Genomic DNA, 20,722 nt, shown 5'->3' with positions numbered 1-20,722 from the left:
AATGAAGTTTAAAGATATAGTTAATCGCGATATCGTCACGTTAACCAATTGTGAGCACGAACCCATACACATTCCTGGTCAAATACAGCCACATGGTTTTTTAATTGGTGTTACTCTCGATTGGAAAATAGACTATTGTACAGAAAATATAACTGTATTTTTAGATATTACTCATCATCAGGTTTTAGGAAAAGACTTTGCCTCTGTTTTTGGTGCAGCTGTAGAAAAACAGATTTTGGATTATATTAATGAAGATAAAATTCAAAACGTCTTTCCGCTTCAGATTGAATTATTTGGTAAACTATTTCAAATCTCGATACATAAAAGCTTCGATATTTATGTTTTAGAAGCCGAACCACAGTTTTCTGTAAAAGAAAAACTCGCAGATGTTTACACACAAACAATTCAGTTTGTGACTCAAATGAACAATACCAAATCGCTTAAAGATTTGTGTGCACTTGTAGCAGAGGGAACACGAGAAATTACAGGTTATGACCGTGTAATGATTTATCGCTTTGATGAACAATACAATGGCGAAGTTTTTGCTGAAAGCTGCAGAGAAGATTTAGAACCATTTTTAGGATTGCATTATCCGCATACTGATATTCCAGCTCAAGCGAGAGAATTATACATTAGAAACCAATTGAGACTTATTGTTGATATTGGTTATAAGCCTGTTCCTATTTTTACTGTTGATGATGACAAAGAAAATAAGAATTTAGATTTGAGCCTTTCAATTCTTAGAAGCACATCGCCAATTCATGTCGAATATTTGAAGAATATGGGAGTTGGTGCAACACTTACTATTTCGCTAATTCATCATGACAGATTATGGGGATTGATTGCCTGTCATCATTATTCAGAAAAAAATATTTCGCCTGAAATTAGATTGGCTGCCAAGCTTCAAGGACAATTTATTACTTCTCAAATTGATATCAGGCAATCCAATGATGAGAATATCAGTGCACAGAAAACAAACGCAGCGTTAGAACAATTGACGGGACTGGATCTGCCGATTTCGCAAGATTCATTAGAAACGATTATTGCTACACCGCAATTACTGGAAATTTGTAATGCGGCTGGCGTTTCGATTGTTTCAAGAGGAAAAATCTATAAAAACGGATTAGCACCTTGCGATGAGAAGATTTTTAAATTGATTGAAGAAATTTATGCCAAAAGCGAAAATGAAATTTTTACAACCCATAAAATTTGCGATGAGTTTCCTGAAATAGCACAAGACTCTAATTTTGCGGGGATTATTTATCATTCACTTGGAAATGGAGATCACATAATATGGTTTAGACCAGAAACTGTTACTGAAATTAATTGGGGTGGTGATCCCGAAAAAAGCATCATAAAAGACAGTAAAGGACTTCATCCGAGAAACTCTTTTAATATCTGGAAACAGATCGTTAAAAACCGAAGCAGTATTTGGAAACAGTATGAAATAAACGCTGCGGTTCAATACGCCCATGCTTTACACAATCAGCTTATTTTGATTATGCTGAGTGAGGAAGAAGAAAAGTACCGCTATCAAAGTGAAGTGCTGAAAGAAACAAATTCGGAGCTTGAGAATATCAACTGGATCAGTACGCACGATTTACAGGAACCTTTGCGTAAAATTCAGCTGATTACGTCTAAAATGCTGTCGGAACTGGATGTAATTTCAACCGATTCAATTTCCGATTCATTGCAACGTGTTTCAAAATCAGCTGGTAGAATGAGAGGACTGCTGGATGATATTCTAAAATATACCCGCATTAAAAATACCAGAGATGCTTTGGAACAAGTAGATTTAAATGAAATTTTAGAATCTACGATTAAGGAAATGCAGGAAACCATTTTGGATAATGAAGCTTTAATTGAATATGAAAGTCTTCCAGAAGTTCACGCTATCAGCTTTTTAATGCGACAGCTGTTTATCAATATTATACAGAACTCATTAAAATATGCTTCGACCGAAAGAAAGCCTAAGATTACGATAACCGCATCACAGGAACCGGTTTTGATTCATGATTTATATAAGGTCTATTGTCATTGGGTTCGTTTTTCGGATAATGGAATTGGTTTTGAACCGCAATATGCACAATCTATTTTTAAAGTATTTACAAGACTTCACACGCAGGAGCAATACACAGGTTCGGGTATTGGCTTGGCATTATGCAAAAAAATTATGCAGGCTGTTGGAGGAGACATCCGTGCCGAAGGAAAACCAAATCAAGGAACCGACATTATTATCTATTTCCCTTGTGATCCTGAAGATTCACTTACAACTTTATAAGTATTTAAAATATTTACTCCCGCAGATTTAGCAGATTCGACAGATTTTTTTTTAACTAAATCTATTGATTTTATTGAATCTGCTAAATCTGCGGGAGTAAAAAAATCAACTCCTTTTAGTCAAAATCCTAAGTTTAGGACTTTTAAAATTGACTTCAGAAATAATAGTTCCTGCAAAAATCAGGCTTCCGCCTAAAAGCAAACGCCACGAAAGATCTTCTCCTAGTATAAAGAAAGCACCGATTGCCCCAAAAACAGGTTCAAACAAATAAATCACTGCCACACGTTCTGCCGATAAATAACGCTGCGAAATATTAGAGACGGTGTACATATAAGCGGTGGAAAACAAAGCGCAGTAAACCACACCAAGCCAAAAAGTATCATTCTGTGGTAACCAAACAGCTTTAGCATCTGTAAGAGCAATACAAAAAGTGAATAAAGCACAAAAGGCAAACATAGGAACGATAGAATACAAAAGATTCTTTGTAGCCGAATGCTTTTCAACCGCAATCAAATAAACCGCAAAGCCAAACGAACCTGCAATGGTAAACAAATCACCAACGTTTACAGTAAATTTATCTTGTATGGCGATAACAAATAAACCTGTTAAAGCGGTAAAAGCGGCAATCCAGATTTTTAGAGAAGCATTGGTTTTATAAAGTCCCAATTTCATTAGCGGAATAATAATAACGGTTAATCCCGCAATAAAAGAACATTGTGAAGCGTCGGTATATTTAAGTCCGATTGTTTGTAAATGAATACCTAAAAACATTGGGACGGCTAAAATAAATCCTGTTTTAACCGCTTGTAAATTGATGTCTTTGACATATTTCCAAAAAATAATAGAAAGCACAATAACAGCCAGTAAGAAACGGTAGAATAGGAAAGTGGCAGGAGAATAATTCCCGATTGCCAGTTTGGTAACCGAATAAGAAATGCCCCAAAAAGCTGTTCCTATGATTAATAAGATTAGTAAAAGTTGTTTTTGTTTCATTTGTGTTTTTGTAGATTTTTTATTGTTATTTTAAAAATTTCCCCCAATATTGTCATTCTGATGAAGGAAGAATCTTCACAAGAAACTCCGCAATCAGGATCGACAATCTTTATAGAGCCACTTACGGAGATTCTTCCTTCGTCAGAATGACAAACTAGACAGAAAAGAAACTTTTTCAAAGTTTACAAAGTCTTTTTCATCAATAAATCGGTTTGTTCATCATCTCCCAATCGGAAAATATGAGTATCGAATTGAATAAAACCATTCTTGGTATAAAAACTTACGGCTCTAAAATTCTTTTCCCAAACGCCAAGCCAGATATAAGTAGCTTTCAGTTTTTCAGCAGTTTCTAAAGCTTGTGCATACAATGTCTGCGCAACCTTTTTGCCATGAAATTCTTTTGCTACATATATGCGTTCGATTTCAAGAGCATTGCTGTCTTGTTTTTCAGTTTGTGCATTTCCAGTATTTAGTTTTAAATAGCCGATAACGTTATTCTCTAAAACAGCTAAGTAGAAATACGAATTAGGATTATTAAGTTCTGCTGTCAATTTTTCATCAGCAAAGCTTTCTTCCAAGTATTTGATCATATTTTCTTCGCTGTTAACGTCTGCGAATGTTTCTAAAAAAGTTTGTCTTCCAATTATTTGAAGTTCATTTAAATCTTTTACAGTTGCTTTTTTTATTTCTAATAAATTCATTTTTTATTATTTAATGATTTGTTATGCACAACTAATTTTAAACACATAGAAACATAGATTTTACTAACGTTAAAAGGCGTTTCACTTGTTTTAAATTCACATAGTTTAGCTATGTGTGGAAACTTGTTTCTTTTGATTTCTTTTTAGACACAAGAAAAACTATGTTTCTATGTGTTTTAATTTTTTTGATGCGTCTAACAGGGTTTTATCTCCTAATAAATGCGTAAATTGCATCAATGGATTTACAGCAAATTAAATATTTTTTAGCCTTATCTCGTGAACTTCATTTCTGGAATACAGCCGGAAAAATGAATATCACACAGTCTGCTTTAAGCCGTCAGATTCAATCGCTTGAAAATCAGCTTGGCGTTCAGCTGTTTGAACGCAATAAACGGAATGTCAAGCTCACAGCGGCCGGCCAGTTTTTGAAAGAAAAATGGGAAGTCGAAATGAGTAAACTCGAATACATCCATCAATCGGCTCGGCAGATTCAGTTGGGCGAAAGCGGAACCATTACCATTGCACATCCCGATTCTATTTCGGCTTCATTGATGCCTGATATTTTATCTCGTATTTCTGATGCATTTCCTAAACTAAAAATCAAACTAGTTCAGGTATTGTATGAAAATCAGCAGGAATACCTTCGCAATTATAAAATTGATTTAGCGATTACCAGAGATATTAATACTGCAAAAGATATTCATTCTGAAAAAATCCATACCGATCATCTCGCTATTGTTGTTCCCGAAAATCATCCGTATCGAACACCCAAAGATCTTACCAAAGAAACGCTAGCTTCCCAGAAATTCATATTGCCAACAAACGATGAAGGCAGCAGTTACAGCGATTTAATTCAGCGATTATTCAACTCTTTTGAAAATGCTCCAGAGGTTTATCTTCACTCTGAATTTGGATCAGCTATTATTGCTTTGGTTCGAAAAGGACTTGGAATTGCCATTCTACCAGATTCTTACGTTTATCATGAAATTTCAGGGATTCGATTTATCAAATTACCGCTAGAAACCGATTTGTATATCAATTGGAGAATAGAAGACCACAATCTTGTTTTAGCCAACGTTTTAAAGCTGATTATCCCGTAATTGTTAAGCTCTCAGCATTCCGATATGCGGAATTCCATCTTCATCATACACTTTCCCTTGTTCTACAAATCCAAGCGACTGATAGAATTTAGATAAATGATATTGTGCGCTAATTCGTATCGCACCTTTTCCAAATTTTTCTTCACAACCTTTGATAGAAGCTTCCATTAGTTTTACGCCTAAACCTAATCCGCGATGTGTTTGAGCGATTACAACTCGTCCTATCGAAATTTCTTCATAAGATATCCCTTTAGGAAGTAAGCGGGTAACGCCTGCCAATTCATTATCAACATAATATAGTAAGTGAAAACCTTTTTGGTCTTTGTTGTCTAAATCCTGATAAGGACAGTTTTGTTCTACAACAAAAACTTCGCTTCTTAAACGAAGCATAGCATACATTTCGTGATTGGTTAATTCGTCAAATGATTTAATGAAATGGCTGAATGTCATGTTTTAATTTAATCTTTATTTGATGACAAAGATAGAAGAGAGAATAATGTGGTAAAATGCTATTTTTTTATCATGTGATGCTAAAAATGCATTAATAAAATTTAGGCAAAAAATAAGCGAAATGTTGTATTTCGCTTATTTATCTATTTTTGACTTGAAGAACTTTGTCAAAGTTTTACGTGCAATTTGTCATTCCGAAAGGAAGAATTTTTACAACAGTATTCCTCATGGTTATTCCAATCTTTGGCGAGCTTCTTACGGAGATTCCTCCTTCGTCGGAATGACATACCAGACTTGAAATTAAGTAACTAAACACATAGTAACCACAAAGATTGTCATTCCGACGAAGGAGGAATCTCCGCGACAATATTCCGTAAAGTTATTCCAATCTTTGGCGAGTTACTTACTGAGATTCCTCATTCGGAATTAACAAGATTGAGGAAAAATTTCAAGAGGAGAATTCAATATGCTATGCGTGAAAACTTGTTTTTTCTTTTACCTTTTTTGAAATTCCAACAAAAAAAAATCTATGTTTCTATGTGTTTAAAAGAAAAAATCAATGAGAAACCGCCTTTAATCCCACAATAGACCCAACCAAAGTAGCTAGAAAAAACAGTCTCCAGAAAGCAGCAGGTTCTTTAAAGATAAAAATGCCAACCAAAACCGTTCCTACAGCACCAATTCCTGTCCAGACTGCATAAGCTGTTCCTAGTGGTAATGTTTCAGTCGCTTTCATTAATAAAAGCATACTAACAGTTAGCGATATGAAGAAACCAATATACCAATAATACATTTCTGTTCCTGTAGTTGTTTTTGCTTTTCCAAGACATGAGGCAAAGGCTACTTCAAAAAGCCCTGCAATGATTAGAATAATCCAGTTCATAGAGTTAAATTTTATGGTGCAAAGTTCCCTTTTGAAATTCAGAAAAAATTTAACAAATGATAAAAAATGAAATTATTTTAGTTCAGCCCTGATTCTGCTAAGACTGACTTGAGTAATACCAAGATAAGAGGCAATATGTCCTAACTGAACTCTCTGAAGCAATTCAGGATGATCTTTCATCAATTCGAGATAACGTTCGGAAGCATTTTTGAATTGTTTCGAAATCAATCGTTCTTCGGTTTTTATTAATTCTTTTTCGGCAAATTTTCTTCCCCAGTTGGCGATATGAACGTCCTGTTCGAAGAGTTTTTTTAGATTTTCTGTTTTGAGTTCATACAATTCACAGTCTTCCAATAGTTCGATGCTTTCATATCCTGGTTGTTCTTCTACATAACTTTTCATAGAAAGCACTGTTTCGCCCTCTTTTCCAAACCAGAATGTAACTTCGTTATCACGATCTACAAATGCTCTTACTAATCCCTTTTTTATCAAATAAATATTCGATTCTACTTTGTTGGCTTTTAGTAAAATATGTCCTTTTGGGAAAGCAATTTCTGTGACATTGTTTTGCAGCGCAAGCCGTGATTGTTCTGGCAGTTTATAGATGTTGTCAAGAATAGTGGAAATATCCATCTGAGCTATTTTAGGAATTTGGAATAAAGGTAAGTGTTGTAATGCGGAACAGAAAATTTCAATCAAAAAAAATCCCATCCGTTGGGGGCGGATGGGATATAAAATTGCCAGCAAAATGAATTAATTAAAAAAGCTCAAACAATTTTTAACCAATATATAAACTAATTAATTCCACCTCCTAAAGCTTTGTAAAGCAACACCTGAGAGTTTGCATTTTTCAGCTGAATGTCTACAAAATCAAGTTCTGCCTGCAGCTTGTTTTTCTGCGCATTAATGATTTCAAGATAATTGGCATAACCGCTTAAATACAAATCGTTCGAAACATTTACAGCAATTTCTAAATGATCAATTTCGTTGGTTTTATATTTCAAAACCTCTTCAAAAGCTTCATTTCTATGCAATAAAGCGCTCAATTCGTTATAAGCTGTAGTAACCGCATTTTGATATTGTAGAAAAGAAATTTCCTGTTTTCTGTTCGAAACGTAATATTCTTGTTTGATTTGTCCTTTATTAAAAACAGGGGCTGTTAATCCGCCAAGAATCTGCCAGGCAAAAGATCCCGCGTCAAAAATGGTATTGAAAGAAAACGAATTGAAACCTGCATAACCTCCCAAGTTTACAGTCGGGAAGAAGGCTGCTCTTGCAGACTTAGCATCTGCGTTGCTGGCTAATAATTCGAAATAAGCCTCAGACACATCCGGTCTTTTGTGAATGATAGAATCAACACTTATCTGCTGATTTAAAACTTCTAAATGACCTGCCAGGAAATCACTGCTTCTCTCAACCGTTCCGCCATATTGTCCCAAAAGCGTCAATAAAGCTTTTTCCGTTTGATCAATGCTTAATTTTAGTTCCGAAGCTTCGGCATGAATATTATTGTTTTGTGCATTAAACTGTTGTACAGCTAGTTCCGTAGCCTTTCCAACCGATCTTTGTGCCGAAACAATTTCTAATGCTCTTTCTTGTGTTTTAAGGTTGTTATCGTAAATCGCAGCTTGTTTGTCTAAGGCGATTAATTTAAAATACAAATCGGCAATATCGCTTAAAAGTCTGGTCTGCAAAAGTCTCATTCCTTGCTGTGATGCAAAGAAACGCTGTTGTGCTGCTTTTTTACGGTTGCTTAGTTTTCCCCAGATATCCGCTTCCCAAGAAACTTTCCCGCCTAAAAATAGGTTAGGAGTGACGTCTTCATTGATTCTTTGTTTTTCGGTAATATTTTGCGAAAAGTTGGTATCGTAATTTCCAACACCGTCCATCGTATATTTTCCGTAATGCGTTCCCGAAGCATCAACGGCAAGATCTAAAGAGGGAAGCAGTGCCATTTTTGCTACTTTTAAATGGGAATTGGCAATCAAAATTCTTTCCTGCATAATTAAATAATCAGGATTTTGAGCCACGGCTTTTTTTAATAACTGCTCCAGTTTTGGATCTTTAAAATAGGTTTCCGTTTGCAGCGGAATAAAAGGTTTAGAAGTATCAGAAGTTCGTTTGGCATCAAATTGTTCGGGTAGTTTTGCAGCAGTTAGTTTATCACTGACTTTAGGTGCAGAACATGCTGTTAAAAGAAGCGTTCCGGTTAAAACAAAAGCACTGATCTTATTCTGATTCAAAATTTTATATGGATTTAATATCTCTTTCATTGTTTATATTTATTTATCAATCCTTTGCGTAAAATTTTCATTAAACACATAGAAACATAGATTTTTTCTTATGGATAAGGGGGTTGAAAGAAACTAGTTTCTAACACATAGCTATGTGTATTTATGCTAATGAAACGCCTTTTTAGATTATCTAAATTCTATGATTCTATGTGTTTAAAAATTACGCATTAAGATTTGCTCATTCGTTTTTCAAGTTTGGCAAATACGATGTAAAGTCCTGGAATAATCACCAAACCAAACACAGTTCCAATTAACATTCCGCCCGCAGCGGCCGTACCAATAGAACGGTTACCCACAGCACCTGCACCTGTAGCGATACATAACGGAATCAACCCAGAAATAAAAGCAAAAGAAGTCATCAAAATAGGTCTGAAACGAAGCCTTGCGCCTTCAATTGCGGCTTCGACAATATCACGTCCGATTTTGTTCTGCGCCATAGCAAATTCTACAATCAAAATGGCATTTTTGGCGAGCAGACCAATCAGCATGACGAGTGCGACCTGAGCATAAATGTTATTGTCTAAACCAACTGCAACTAATGCCAGATAAGAGCCAAAAACTCCAACAGGAAGACTTAGTAATACTGGGAAAGGAAGCAATAAGCTCTCGTATTGTGCGGCAAGTAACAAGTATACAAATAGTATACAAAGCGCAAAAATGTAAATCGTTTGGTTACCAGATAGAATCTCTTCACGCGTCATACCAGACCATTCCACTTCAAAACGGCTTGGCAGTTTTTCTGCCGCAATTCTTTCTACAGCTGCAATAGCTTCTCCGGAACTGTAACCTTCGGCAGGTTCTCCGTTAATCATAGCCGACATATACATGTTGTATCGTGTTAAAACTTCTGGGCCGTATACTCTTTCCAATTTAATAAAAGTAGAGAATGGAACCATTTCGCCAGCTTCATTTTTCAAATACATATCCAAAATGCTTTCTGGATTTTTTCTAAACTGCGGACTTGCCTGAACCATTACTTTATACATTTGAGAAAAACGGATAAAGTTGGTCGCATAAAAAGATCCTAACATTGTCTGTAAGGTTGCCATGGCATTGTCTACAGAAATTCCTTTTTTGGCGGCTAAATCATAATCAATATGAATTAAATACTGCGGGAAAGTAGCATCAAAACTGGTGAAAGAGTTCTGAATTTCAGGTGAAGCATTTAATTCCTTGATGAAGTTTTTTGTCACTTCATCTGTATTCGTAATACCTCCTCCGGATTTATCTAATAATCGAAGCTCAAAACCGCTTGTATTACCAAAACCAGGAACAGTTGGCGGTGCAAAAATTTCGATTTGAGCATCGGTAATTCCTTTTGTTTTTTCGCCAAGCTCAGCAATAAAATCGGTTACAGAAATATCACGATCACTCCAGTCTTTTAAGTTGATCATTCCCATACCATATGATGCTCCGGCAATTTCAGTTACAATGCTGTATCCGGCAAGAGTCGTAACATTATCAACTCCTTTAATTCCTTTTGCAATTTTGGTTACTTCGTCTAATACTTTTTCGGTACGTTCAACGGTTGCTCCCTGTGGCGTTGTAACGCTCACATAAACCATTCCCTGATCTTCAGACGGAATAAATCCTGAAGGCAAAAACTTGCTTGTTCCCCAAGTTAGAAAACAAAAGAGTACTAATAATCCAATAGTTACAGCACCTCGATCCGCAAATTTTACCAAGACTTTAATGTATTTTGAAGTAACATTATCAAACCAATGATTGAATCTGTGAAAAAAGCGATCGATTAATGACTTCTTTTCTTTATTCGGATCGTGTGCTTTCAGCATAATGGCACAAAGGGCAGGAGTAAGTGTAAGCGCGTTAACTCCCGAAATCACGATACTAATGGCCATTGTTAAAGAGAACTGCCTGTAGAAAACTCCAACTGGACCGCTCAAAAACGCTACCGGAATAAATACCGCAGCCATGACAATGGTAATCGCAATTACAGCTCCGGTGATTTCTTTCATAGCGCTGATTGTAGCGTCCATTGGCGACATATGTTCTTCAGATATTTTTACGTGAACGGCTTCGACGACGACAATGGCGTTATCCACCACAATTCCGATGGAAAGTACTAGAGCGAAAAGTGTCAATAAGTTGATCGAGAATCCCATCATCGACATAAAAGTAAACGAACCAATAAGCGCAACAGGAACTGCTAATACTGGAATTAATGTCGATCTCCAATCTTGCAGGAAGATGAAAACCACAAAGGCTACCAGAATAAATGCTTCAATTAATGTTCGGATTACTTCATGAATTGAAGCGTCAAGAAAACGGGAAACGTCATAAGCAATATTAAATTCCATTCCCGGAGGAAAAGAAGAATCTTTCAATTCAGCCATTTTTGCTTTTACGCTGGCAATTACCTCAGAAGCGTTAGAACCCGGACGTTGTTTCAACATAATCGAAGCAGAAGGTTTTCCGTCGGTTTTAGAAACCATTCCGTAACTCATTGCGCCAAATTCGATGTTGGATATGTCTTTTAATCTTAAGATTGTTCCGTCTGGATTGGCTCTTAAAGCGATTTCTTCATATTGTTTTGGCTGGAAGAATTTCCCGCCGTATTTAATCACATATTGCAATTCATTATTCAATTGTCCTGAACCTTCGCCGACTTTACCCGGCGCAGCAGAAATATTTTGTTTTTGAAGGGAATTAATTACTTCGTTTGCTGAAATATTATAGGAAAGCATCTTTTGCGGATCCAGCCAGACACGCATCGAATATTCTTTTTGTCCCATGATTTCGGCACGACCGACACCATCAATACGTTTTAATTCCTGCAGGATATTAATATCGGTAAAGTTGAAGATAAACTGTTCGTCCTGAGTTTTGTCTGTACTCGTAATATTTAAGTACATCAACATACTGTTTACCTCTTTTTCGGTGGTAACTCCGGCACGAATTACCTCTTCTGGAAGTTCGTCCAGAATCGTGGTTACTCTGTTCTGAACGTTTACGGCAGCCAGATCGGGATCGGTTCCTACTTCAAAGAAAACCTGAATAAGTGTCAGACCATCGTTGGAAGTTACGGTTGACATATACGTCATTCCGGGAACACCATTGATAGCTCTTTCTAATGGAAGTGCAACGGCATCTGCTGAAACTTCTGCGTTGGCACCTGTATATTTTGCTGTTACTGTAACAGACGGAGGTACAATGTCGGGGAATTGTGTTATGGGAAGCTGGAACAACGCCAGTAATCCCAAAAGTACTATCATTACCGAGATGATTAATGACAATATTTTTCTTTTGATAAATAACTCTATCATTGGATTTTTTTTAGATAAATAATTAAATAACTGATATTAAGCCTAAAACCTACATTTGTTTGATGTTGATTTTATCTCCGTCTCTTAATGACTGCGTGCCTTCCTGAACGATAAGGTCATCGCTTTTTAGTCCATCGTTTAAGATGTACACATCATCAAGAGTACTTTCAATGCTTACATTAGTCATTTTAACTACTCCATCTTTTTGTACCAGAAATACATATTGTTTGTCCTGAATAGAAAAAACGGCTTTCTGCGGAATCAATACGACATTTTTCTTTGGTTCTGAAATAATCAGTTTACCCGAAGTTCCGTGTTTGATAAACCCTTGCGGATTGTGAAATTTTGCTTTGTATTGAATAGAACCCGTTTGTCTGTCGATTTCTCCATCAGCAGTTCTCAATTCTCCTTTTTGATCGTAAACCATTCCGTTTGGCAATACGAGTTTAATATCGCCTTGTGTATGAAGGGTTTTGTCTTCCATCATTTGAAAATAGGTGTTTTCAGGAATGGAGAAATAGGCATAAACGTCGTCCAGTTGAGAAACCGTTGTTAGTAACGAACCGTTTTCTACCAAACTTCCTTCCTTAAACGGAATTCTGTCAACTGTACCATCAAAAGGTGCACAGATAGTGGTAAAACTAATCTGCTGGTCGATGGCTTTTTTTTCTGCGGCAGCGTGAGCCAATTTTGCAGAAGCAGCTTCATGTTTTGCTTTAGATAATTCTAATTCTTTGTCGGCAATTACTTTTTTGTTGAATAGCGTTTGAGCTTGTTCCAATTCTACCGTTGCAATTCTTAAATCGGCTTTTGCGCTTTTAAAAACGGCTTCGGCTTTTAGGAGTTGTATCTGAAGTTCGACATCGCTTATTTTGAATAAGATTTGTCCTTTTTTTACTTTTTGTCCTTCGCTTACATACACTTTGTCTAGTAAACCAGGAATTCTTACGTGTATTTCTACATTATTTTTGGCATGTACATCGGCAACAAACTTGCTCGAAACTACGGTGTCTTTTAGGGTAACTTTGTAAACAGGAAGCGTTTTGATATTGTCGGAATTCTTTTTTGATTTATCGCCGCACGAGACCAAAACGAACAGGGATAAAGAGAACAACAGGAATGTATTTTTATAGATATTCATAATTAGATTTGTAAAATTTAGATAAAATTGGTGTTCTTCCGTGCTTAAATACAGGAAGTTTGAATGATTTTGGATAAAATAAACAGAAATGTTTTTGGTTGCTTTTCTGTTTCTTGAAGCACCGTTTTAAGAAATATTTTTATAGCCGAATCCCTCATTTAGGCAAACGAAAGATTGGTTCAGAATGATTTTCTGAAAATATAAAAACACTAAAGAAATTACAATCTAGAATAATTGATACAAGTGGAGATGAGTATGTCTTTCAATCTGGTATATCGAAGCAATACCATAAATTAAGCTCTTTTTATAAAGCTTGAAGTTGATTAAATTACTAAAATAAGGAGCCCTGATGGTACTTTGCTCTAAAGTAGTCGCTCTTCCTTTAATCTTCTTTTTGGCTATACAATGAAGATCAATAGTTTTTGATGTAGAAAAATCGGAAGAGAAGTGCAAAACATCGTCTGCTTCAACACTATCCAGTGTAATACAAGGATTCAGTTCAATAGGTAACGTATACTTTTCGGTGCCTCTGAAAAAACAAAGCAGCGAAAGTAAAACGATATATATGAACTTACCAGGTTTCATTTATAGTAAAATAGTAATTAGTTTTTGTTGCTGAAAATTTGGATTTTCAAGTCATGTACAGTGCGCCAAATATACTATTTTCAAAAGTAAGGATTCTTAAATTTTTCTAAAAACAGACTAAAATTAAAAGTTTGATAATAATCGAAGTTGATTTTTAGGGTTTTAATTTTTTAAGAGGTTTATAATTAGACTTTGTAAATGAAGGTTTGATATTTTATAAAAATTTACTACCAGTTTTATTCAGCATCGTTTAATTTCTTCTTGTATTCGTTTGATATTCTGCTTAATTCATCCAGAATTTTTTCAGTTGAAATATCAATATTAAAGTTGTCCAGAATTTTTACTGGATCCCGCTTCTCCTGGAAATAAACAAAATCTTTATTAAAAAAAGCACAGACTTTACCCATTAAATGGAAATCGATTTTTTTGGCTTTTCCATTTTCAATCTTAGACAACTCACTTTGCGAAATGTCTAATTGTATGGCCAATTGATCTTGTGTTAAATTTCTTGACTCTCTTAATTTTTTGATTTTGAATCCAACACCCATAACAACATATTTTAAGACGATTAGTTAAAAACGAATATATAATATTTTGTTTTAATTAACAATATTTAACTTATGTAAATATGTTTGCGTTATATAAAAATGAAAGATTTTTATTAAAAATATAGATACCAACATGTACAAAATCATTAATTAATGTATATAAGTTGATTAAAAAAGACTAACCATCTAACCAAACTAAATATGAAATATATTTTACACTTACTGTTATTGATGCCTTTTTATTTTCAGGCACAAAATAAAGTTTTGTTTACTTATGATACTGCTGGAAATCAAATTACTCGAGTATTGTGTCTTAACTGCACCTCTAAAGTTGTAAAAGAGGTTCAAGAATTGGAAGCATTAACTGAAACTGAACTAGAAAAATTCTTTCCTGAAGATGTCATTTCCTATTACCCGAATCCTGTAAGAGAAGAGTTATACCTGCAATGGCAAGTGGCAGAGGAAAACTATGTAAGTTCTATTTCTATTTACTCCATGACAGGCCAACTTTTAAGGAATTTTCAAATAGCAAGCAGTACAAATCGTTTAAATATTCCTTTTCAACAGTATTCAACTGGTGTTTATTTGGTGTTGTTTTCTTACAAAGATGGAGATGAAAAAACGATTAAAATAATTAAAAAATAAGCAGATATGAAGAAGTTTTATTTTACACTATTATTTTTATCTATTGCGTGGTTTGGTTTTGGACAATCTGCAGAAGTGGGCTTAACAGAAGGAGAATTATCGGTTTCTCTTACTGGTGCGGCAAATTATAAAATTCCTATAGCAGTTCCTCCTGGAATTAAGGGAGTTGTACCACAGGTAAGCTTGGTTTACAATAGTCAGGGAGGAAATGGGATTGCAGGTTATGGTTGGAATATTTCGGGTGTTTCAACCATTTCTAGAGTTCCTTCTACTAAATTTCATGATGGTGTAATTGATCCTGTTGACTTTAATACTTTGGATCGTTTTGCTTTTGATGGACAACGGCTATTAATAAAAAACGGAACATCTGGAATATATGGGAGTAATGAAACATTATATGAAACCGAAAGTTTTTCAAATATTAAGATTACATCTTACGGAACTCATCCTAATGGAGTTAATTATGGTCCTGCTTATTTTGTAGTTGAGTATCCTGATGGATCAAAAGCTTACTATGGAAATTCTGTAGATTCGCGCTCTTTGTTGGAGTGGGCAATAACGTATTGGGAAAATCCTCAAGGAGTAAGGATTAATTATAATTATACTGCAACAAATAATGTATTGGATATAAGTTCAATAAAATATGGAACATTATCTAGTAGTACTCCAGTAAATGAAATCCAATTTTCTTACAGCACTAGAAAAAGACCTGAACAAAGTTATGTAGGAAATCAAAATATTTTAAAAAATAATATTCTAAACAATATAAAGGTTTTCTCAAATGGTGTGGGTTATAGAAACTATTTTCTTGAGTATGAAACTACCTATAAAGATTATCAGAGGTTGATTAAAATAACAGAAAAAAATGGAGATAATTCTAAGAGTTATAATCCCACTATTTTTACTTATGGTCCATTGGTAGATAATAGTTTTACAAATACTGCACCTGCTAATTTAGATTTAACTAATTTAGATTATGAAACTATGGGTAATGTTTCGGGTGATTTCGATGGAGATGGAAAGACGGATGTTATTTTATATCCAAAAAAAACAATTAATGCAAAAAAGAAATACTGGCTGTATAAAGATATTTCGAGTGCGGGATTAAATGTAGGATTCGAGCATAATACTGGAGAGTTTGCAGAGATTTTCCCTACGTCAATATTGGAAGGAAATAGTGTTTCAGTAAATAAATTAATGACAAAACAAGGATGGACTGTTTTAAAGTATGGCAGCAATACTAATTCAATCACATTTTCGGTATATTCATCTTCTTTGACTTTGGGGATAGGATTACAATACGAAAAAATATTTACTTTTCCGCAGTTGGTATACCATCCAGAATTTCCATCAAATTGTCAGGAGACAGGAGATATCATCCCATATATTCAGGATATTTCCAAAACATATTTAAGCGGGGATTTTAATGGAGATGGGCTAACCGATATTGTTGCAATAGAATACGATTGTCAATTTTCGTACCTAAAGCGTTGTACAATAAATGACCCTTATCCTACTAGTGTTACAGAAAATTATTATGGGATGTCTTACTTTATAAATATGGATAAACGTTTAACTACAGATTTTGTTTTTGGATCTGGTGGTTTAAATATAGATGATACATACAAATTGAAAGTCGCCGATGTTAATGGAGACGGAAAAGAAGACATAATAGCGATTAAAAATGGTTTGGTAAAAGTATTTTCCCTCAACAACCAAAATGTTTTTGTACAATTGTTTACTAAAACAGATTCGGCAATTGCTACTAGTAAAATAATTTTATACGGAGATTTTAATGGAGACGGAAAAACAGATTTTGTGATTCCAACTGCACTTGGTCAGGATGATTGGAATTTTTACATATCTACAGGAACCAGTTTTAATAAAATAAGCGGAGCCATTGGTTTGAAGTATAATCAGTCAGAAGTAAAAAAATATTATCAAGACCTTATCAATAATAATGATTGGACTTACAGTTTAAATGAAAATACTTATGTAGCAAATGATTTCAATGGAGATGGAAAAACAGATATTTTAAATCAACAGAATTTTACAGTTGAATCAGATCAGAGTGGTGCTCCAAACCCTAAACCTAAAGGAACACCACAAATGACCAAATTTCAAATTGTATTTAATATGGGATTTGGAGTTTCTGATTTTAAATTTATGTCGACTCTTCAATTTTATTATGCTGCGAACAAAGTAGAACGATATCCAATACCTGTTTTGACGAATGTTAATGATTTAAGTAAAAGTTTTAAATACTCGTTAATAACTGGAAGTAAAATGTACAGTATGGATTTTGTATGGTACAACAAATTGGATGTTCTGCTTAAGAAGATAACAAATGGAAACGGAGTAACCGAGACTATCTCTTATGTGCCTTTAGATACAAAATCAAGACAAGGACCAAATCAAGTCTATTTTAGTGCTAGTGATTTGGAAAATTATCCTAGTATTAATATTCTAAATGATCCTAATTTTTTTGTTGTGAGTATGTTGGAGAAAAATAGTACTGCTAGTTATAAGAAGAAATTATTCCAGTATTATGGTGCTGTTTCTAATGTCGAGGGATTAGGATTTCTAGGTTTTAAGAGTACAGCACAAACAAATTGGCACAACGATACTAATCCAATAATTTCTTATATTTCAAAAAATGACATATCGTTAAGAGGAGCCAATATTGAAAATTATTCTGCTTTGGGACAATTTTCTCCTCAAGCAAATGTTTCTGGCAATTATATTACAAAATCTGTTATTGATTATAATCTGCCTACTGATGCTTTACAGACTAATAAAGTTTTTAAACTAAAAACATTAGCTTTAAAAGAAATTAATGCTTTGAATGGTACTAGTACAGAGACTTCATTAAATTATGATATTTACAACAATGTTTTAAGTAGTACAGTAGTAACAAAAGAAGGTGCATCAACAATACAAACAAAGGCTTCAGCCTTTACGTACAATTCGCCTGGTACATCTCCTTTTGTCATGGGACAGCTATCAGGTTCGACGCAAAGTATTACAATACCGGGTGATGTAATGACAACAGAAGAGTTATATACTTATTCGAATAACTTGTTAACCCAGATAAAGAAAAAGGGAGCAGGGACAAACTACATTACAGAAGATAATGTCTATGATGCATTTGGGAATATAACAAAAAAAACTATTTCAGCTACAGGACTTACGCCTCGAGTAACGAACTATGAATATGACTCTTCAGGTCGTTTCATGACAAAAGATACAGATATTGAGGGATTATCAACAATATATACCTATAATTCAAATAATGGACTCTTAACTTCAGAAACCAACCCATACGGACAAGTTACGTCCTATACTTATGACTCTTGGGGAAAAATAATAAAAGTAACAGATTATTTAAACAAAAATAGAACTTATTCTTACTCGCGTAATGCTGAGAAAACAGTAGTAACTTCTTCAGGAGACAGCGGTGGTAGTGTAGAAGAAACTTTTGATGATTTAGGCAGAAAAATAAATACGGCTTCATCGGGCATGCAAAGTTTTAACTATAATAAATCTTTTTTATACGACATTTATGACAGGGCTATAAGGATAAGTGAGCCTTATGTAGGGGTTGGATGGAATAAATGGAGTGAAATAAAATTTGATGAATATGGACGAAACATTCAGAACATTTCTTACACAGGAAGAACAACAAATATTTCTTATTCAGGACTTACTGCAACTGTTAGTAATGAAGCTCAAACAAAAATTATAACCAAAAATGCTATAGGAAGAGTCATCTCATTAACCGAAACTCCTGGAGAAACCATTAACTATACTTATTTTGCAAATGGAAATTTAAAAGAAACAGATTACGGAGGAGTAAAGACAACGATTTTACAAGATGGTTGGGGAAGAAAAACCCAGCTGACAGATACTTCTGCCGGTACATATACGTATGAATATAATGATTTTGGCGAAACTACTAAAGAAACTACCCCTAATGGAACAACAGCTTACAAACTTAATGATGTTGGAAAACTCGATGAAAAAACAATTCTTGGAACCAACAGCAATTCAAAAACAATTTATTACTACGACTCTTCGACAAAATTATTGACTGGTAATAAGTATGAGGATTTTATAAATGGCAATACCATTATAAACGATTATACGTACGATTCATTCAAGAGAATCAGTACAACACAGGAAACCACACCCTATGCCACATTTAAAAAAGAGCTTACCTATGATGGTTTTGGCAGGATTTATACAGAAAAATCGACTGCATCAGCAGCAGGAAAAAGCAGTTCAAATACCATAAAGAATACCTATAGAGATGGGTTTCATTGGCAGATACTAGATAATACAAGCAATGCGGTTTTATGGCAAACCGATGCAATAGATGGTAGAGGGAATCTTTGTTTTGCGAAAAGTGGTCCTGTAAAAATTGATTTTACCATGGATGATTATGGTCATAATGTAGTACGCAAATATGAATTGTCAGGGCCATCTTTTGGAAATCCAAATATTTTAACTCTAAATACTTTTTTTAATCCCAAAACAGGAAATTTAACCAGTCGAGATAATGAGTATTTTGATCCGAATGTTTACGACCCTGATTTTTTTAATGGAGGCTTTGTCCAAATACCCTGGAAAGAAGAATTTAAGTATGATGCAAATGACCGATTAATAGAATATACCAATGTGGCAGGGGAGCAGGAAGAACAGAGTTATTATGATAATGGCAGGATTAAGAAAAACAGTCTTGGCGAATACAATTATGCAATAACTGCAAAGCCGTATCAAAACACTTCGATTACACTCAGTCAAGAAGCCGTGGGCAGTTACGGTATTCGTGAAGGAATTTTTTTTAGCAGCATGGAAGAAAAAAAAGGCTGGATGAGTTTTGATGATTTGTTTAACGATCCTTTAGCCGTAAAAGCATACAGTTACGATGATACAAAAGCATACAGTGGTAAAAATTCAATTAAAATAAATAGTACGTATGGAGACGGACAATTCGTATTTTCAGAAAAAATGATTACCATTAACAATACAGCACCCACACAATATACCTATTCTGCCTGGGTATTTACAGACAATCCCGAGGCAGAAATGATATTGAATATGAGAAAGGAGGGCGAGTTTTTTCTTGGCAATACGACAGATTCTGTAAAAATAACCACAACAGGAGTCTGGACTCCTATTACCAAAACGGTTTTAGTGCCGGCAGATGTTAAACAATTACGAATTACATTAAGTAATAACGGCATTGGAAATGTATGGTTTGATGATGTGCAGATACGAAAAACAAGCCAACCCTCTACTACTGTAAGAGCATTAAATATCACTTATAATACTTTTAAAGCTCCAGTAGATATTGAAGAAACAGGAGTAGATAAAATAAGTTTCTGCTATAATGATGCCAATAATCGTACTGCCATGTTTTATGGTAGCTTAGAAACAGATAAATTGCTGAGACCATACCGTAAATATTATTCTGAAGATGGTACAATGGAAATTAAACAAAATCTAGTTTCTGGGGAATTGGATTTTGTTACTTACATTGGAGGAGATGGCTACACTGCTCCAGTGGTGGTAAAAAGTGATGGAACAACACAAAATTATCTATATTTACAAAGAGATTACCAAGGTTCTATTTTAGGCATAACCGATAGATTTGGCGGAGCAGTAGAAAAACGGCTGTATGATGCCTGGGGCAATTTAGCAAAGCTGGAACAAGACATAGAAAGCAGCGAATTATTACTAGATAGAGGATATACAGGCCACGAACATTTGCAGAGTGTAGGGCTTATCAATATGAATGGTCGTTTATACGACCCT

Annotated in this window: 14 protein-coding genes; 4 read left to right on the top strand and 10 right to left on the bottom strand. The window is 34.6% G+C overall.

The window, feature by feature from the left end; genetic code table 11:
• The first annotated feature begins 1 nt into the window (after window position 1).
• The gene (locus GSY47_RS00510; RefSeq protein WP_179003544.1) at window positions 2-2,281 is read left to right on the top strand and encodes an ATP-binding protein; all 2,280 of its coding nucleotides are present in this window, start codon (window positions 2-4) and stop codon (window positions 2,279-2,281) included.
• Window positions 2,282-2,386: 105 nt separating this feature from the next.
• Here GSY47_RS00510 and GSY47_RS00505 read toward each other — a convergent pair whose 3' ends face one another.
• The gene (locus tag GSY47_RS00505) at window positions 2,387-3,274 is read right to left on the bottom strand and encodes a DMT family transporter (protein WP_179003545.1); all 888 of its coding nucleotides are present in this window, start codon (window positions 3,272-3,274) and stop codon (window positions 2,387-2,389) included.
• Between the two features lie 182 nt (window positions 3,275-3,456).
• The gene (locus tag GSY47_RS00500) at window positions 3,457-3,975 is read right to left on the bottom strand and encodes a GNAT family N-acetyltransferase (protein ID WP_179003546.1); all 519 of its coding nucleotides are present in this window, start codon (window positions 3,973-3,975) and stop codon (window positions 3,457-3,459) included.
• A gap of 236 nt (window positions 3,976-4,211) precedes the next feature.
• On the opposite strand from GSY47_RS00500, the gene GSY47_RS00495 reads away from it, so the two are divergent.
• Window positions 4,212-5,075 (top strand): LysR family transcriptional regulator, encoded by an 864-nt coding sequence (locus tag GSY47_RS00495; RefSeq protein ID WP_179003547.1) that lies wholly within the window; start codon window positions 4,212-4,214, stop codon window positions 5,073-5,075.
• A 3-nt stretch (window positions 5,076-5,078) separates the two neighbouring features.
• Here GSY47_RS00495 and GSY47_RS00490 read toward each other — a convergent pair whose 3' ends face one another.
• From GSY47_RS00490 to GSY47_RS00455, 8 genes are all read right to left on the bottom strand, one after another.
• Window positions 5,079-5,525 (bottom strand): GNAT family N-acetyltransferase, encoded by a 447-nt coding sequence (locus GSY47_RS00490; RefSeq protein ID WP_179003548.1) that lies wholly within the window; start codon window positions 5,523-5,525, stop codon window positions 5,079-5,081.
• A gap of 556 nt (window positions 5,526-6,081) precedes the next feature.
• Entirely contained in the window at window positions 6,082-6,408 is a 327-nt protein-coding gene (locus GSY47_RS00485; protein WP_109193059.1) for a DMT family transporter, read from the bottom strand.
• 72 nt (window positions 6,409-6,480) lie between these two features.
• On the bottom strand, window positions 6,481-7,041 hold the full coding sequence (locus tag GSY47_RS00480) for a Crp/Fnr family transcriptional regulator (RefSeq protein ID WP_179003549.1): 561 nt from the start codon (window positions 7,039-7,041) through the stop codon (window positions 6,481-6,483).
• A gap of 161 nt (window positions 7,042-7,202) precedes the next feature.
• Window positions 7,203-8,681 carry a TolC family protein gene (locus GSY47_RS00475; RefSeq protein ID WP_179003550.1) on the bottom strand — a complete coding sequence of 493 codons (1,479 nt, stop codon included), beginning with the start codon at window positions 8,679-8,681 and terminating at the stop codon, window positions 7,203-7,205.
• 188 nt (window positions 8,682-8,869) lie between these two features.
• On the bottom strand, window positions 8,870-11,986 hold the full coding sequence (locus GSY47_RS00470; protein WP_179003551.1) for an efflux RND transporter permease subunit: 3,117 nt from the start codon (window positions 11,984-11,986) through the stop codon (window positions 8,870-8,872).
• Between the two features lie 49 nt (window positions 11,987-12,035).
• Entirely contained in the window at window positions 12,036-13,127 is a 1,092-nt protein-coding gene (locus tag GSY47_RS00465) for an efflux RND transporter periplasmic adaptor subunit (RefSeq protein ID WP_179003552.1), read from the bottom strand.
• Window positions 13,128-13,352: 225 nt separating this feature from the next.
• Window positions 13,353-13,712, bottom strand: a complete 360-nt coding sequence (locus tag GSY47_RS00460) for a hypothetical protein (protein WP_179003553.1) — start codon at window positions 13,710-13,712, stop codon at window positions 13,353-13,355.
• A 236-nt stretch (window positions 13,713-13,948) separates the two neighbouring features.
• Window positions 13,949-14,260, bottom strand: coding sequence for a helix-turn-helix domain-containing protein (locus GSY47_RS00455; protein WP_179003554.1), 312 nt, complete (start codon window positions 14,258-14,260; stop codon window positions 13,949-13,951).
• A gap of 201 nt (window positions 14,261-14,461) precedes the next feature.
• Between GSY47_RS00455 and GSY47_RS00450 the strand changes: the two genes are divergently transcribed.
• Entirely contained in the window at window positions 14,462-14,905 is a 444-nt protein-coding gene (locus tag GSY47_RS00450; protein WP_179003555.1) for a T9SS type A sorting domain-containing protein, read from the top strand.
• A gap of 6 nt (window positions 14,906-14,911) precedes the next feature.
• The coding region (locus tag GSY47_RS00445; RefSeq protein ID WP_219071027.1) for an FG-GAP-like repeat-containing protein at window positions 14,912-20,722 on the top strand (5,811 nt) is incomplete at its 3' end.

Origin of the sequence: Flavobacterium quisquiliarum (assembly GCF_019308285.1) — a bacterium.
GTDB classification, from domain to species: Bacteria; Bacteroidota; Bacteroidia; order Flavobacteriales; family Flavobacteriaceae; genus Flavobacterium; species Flavobacterium quisquiliarum.
This window is presented reverse-complemented; position numbering and strand designations above follow the sequence as displayed.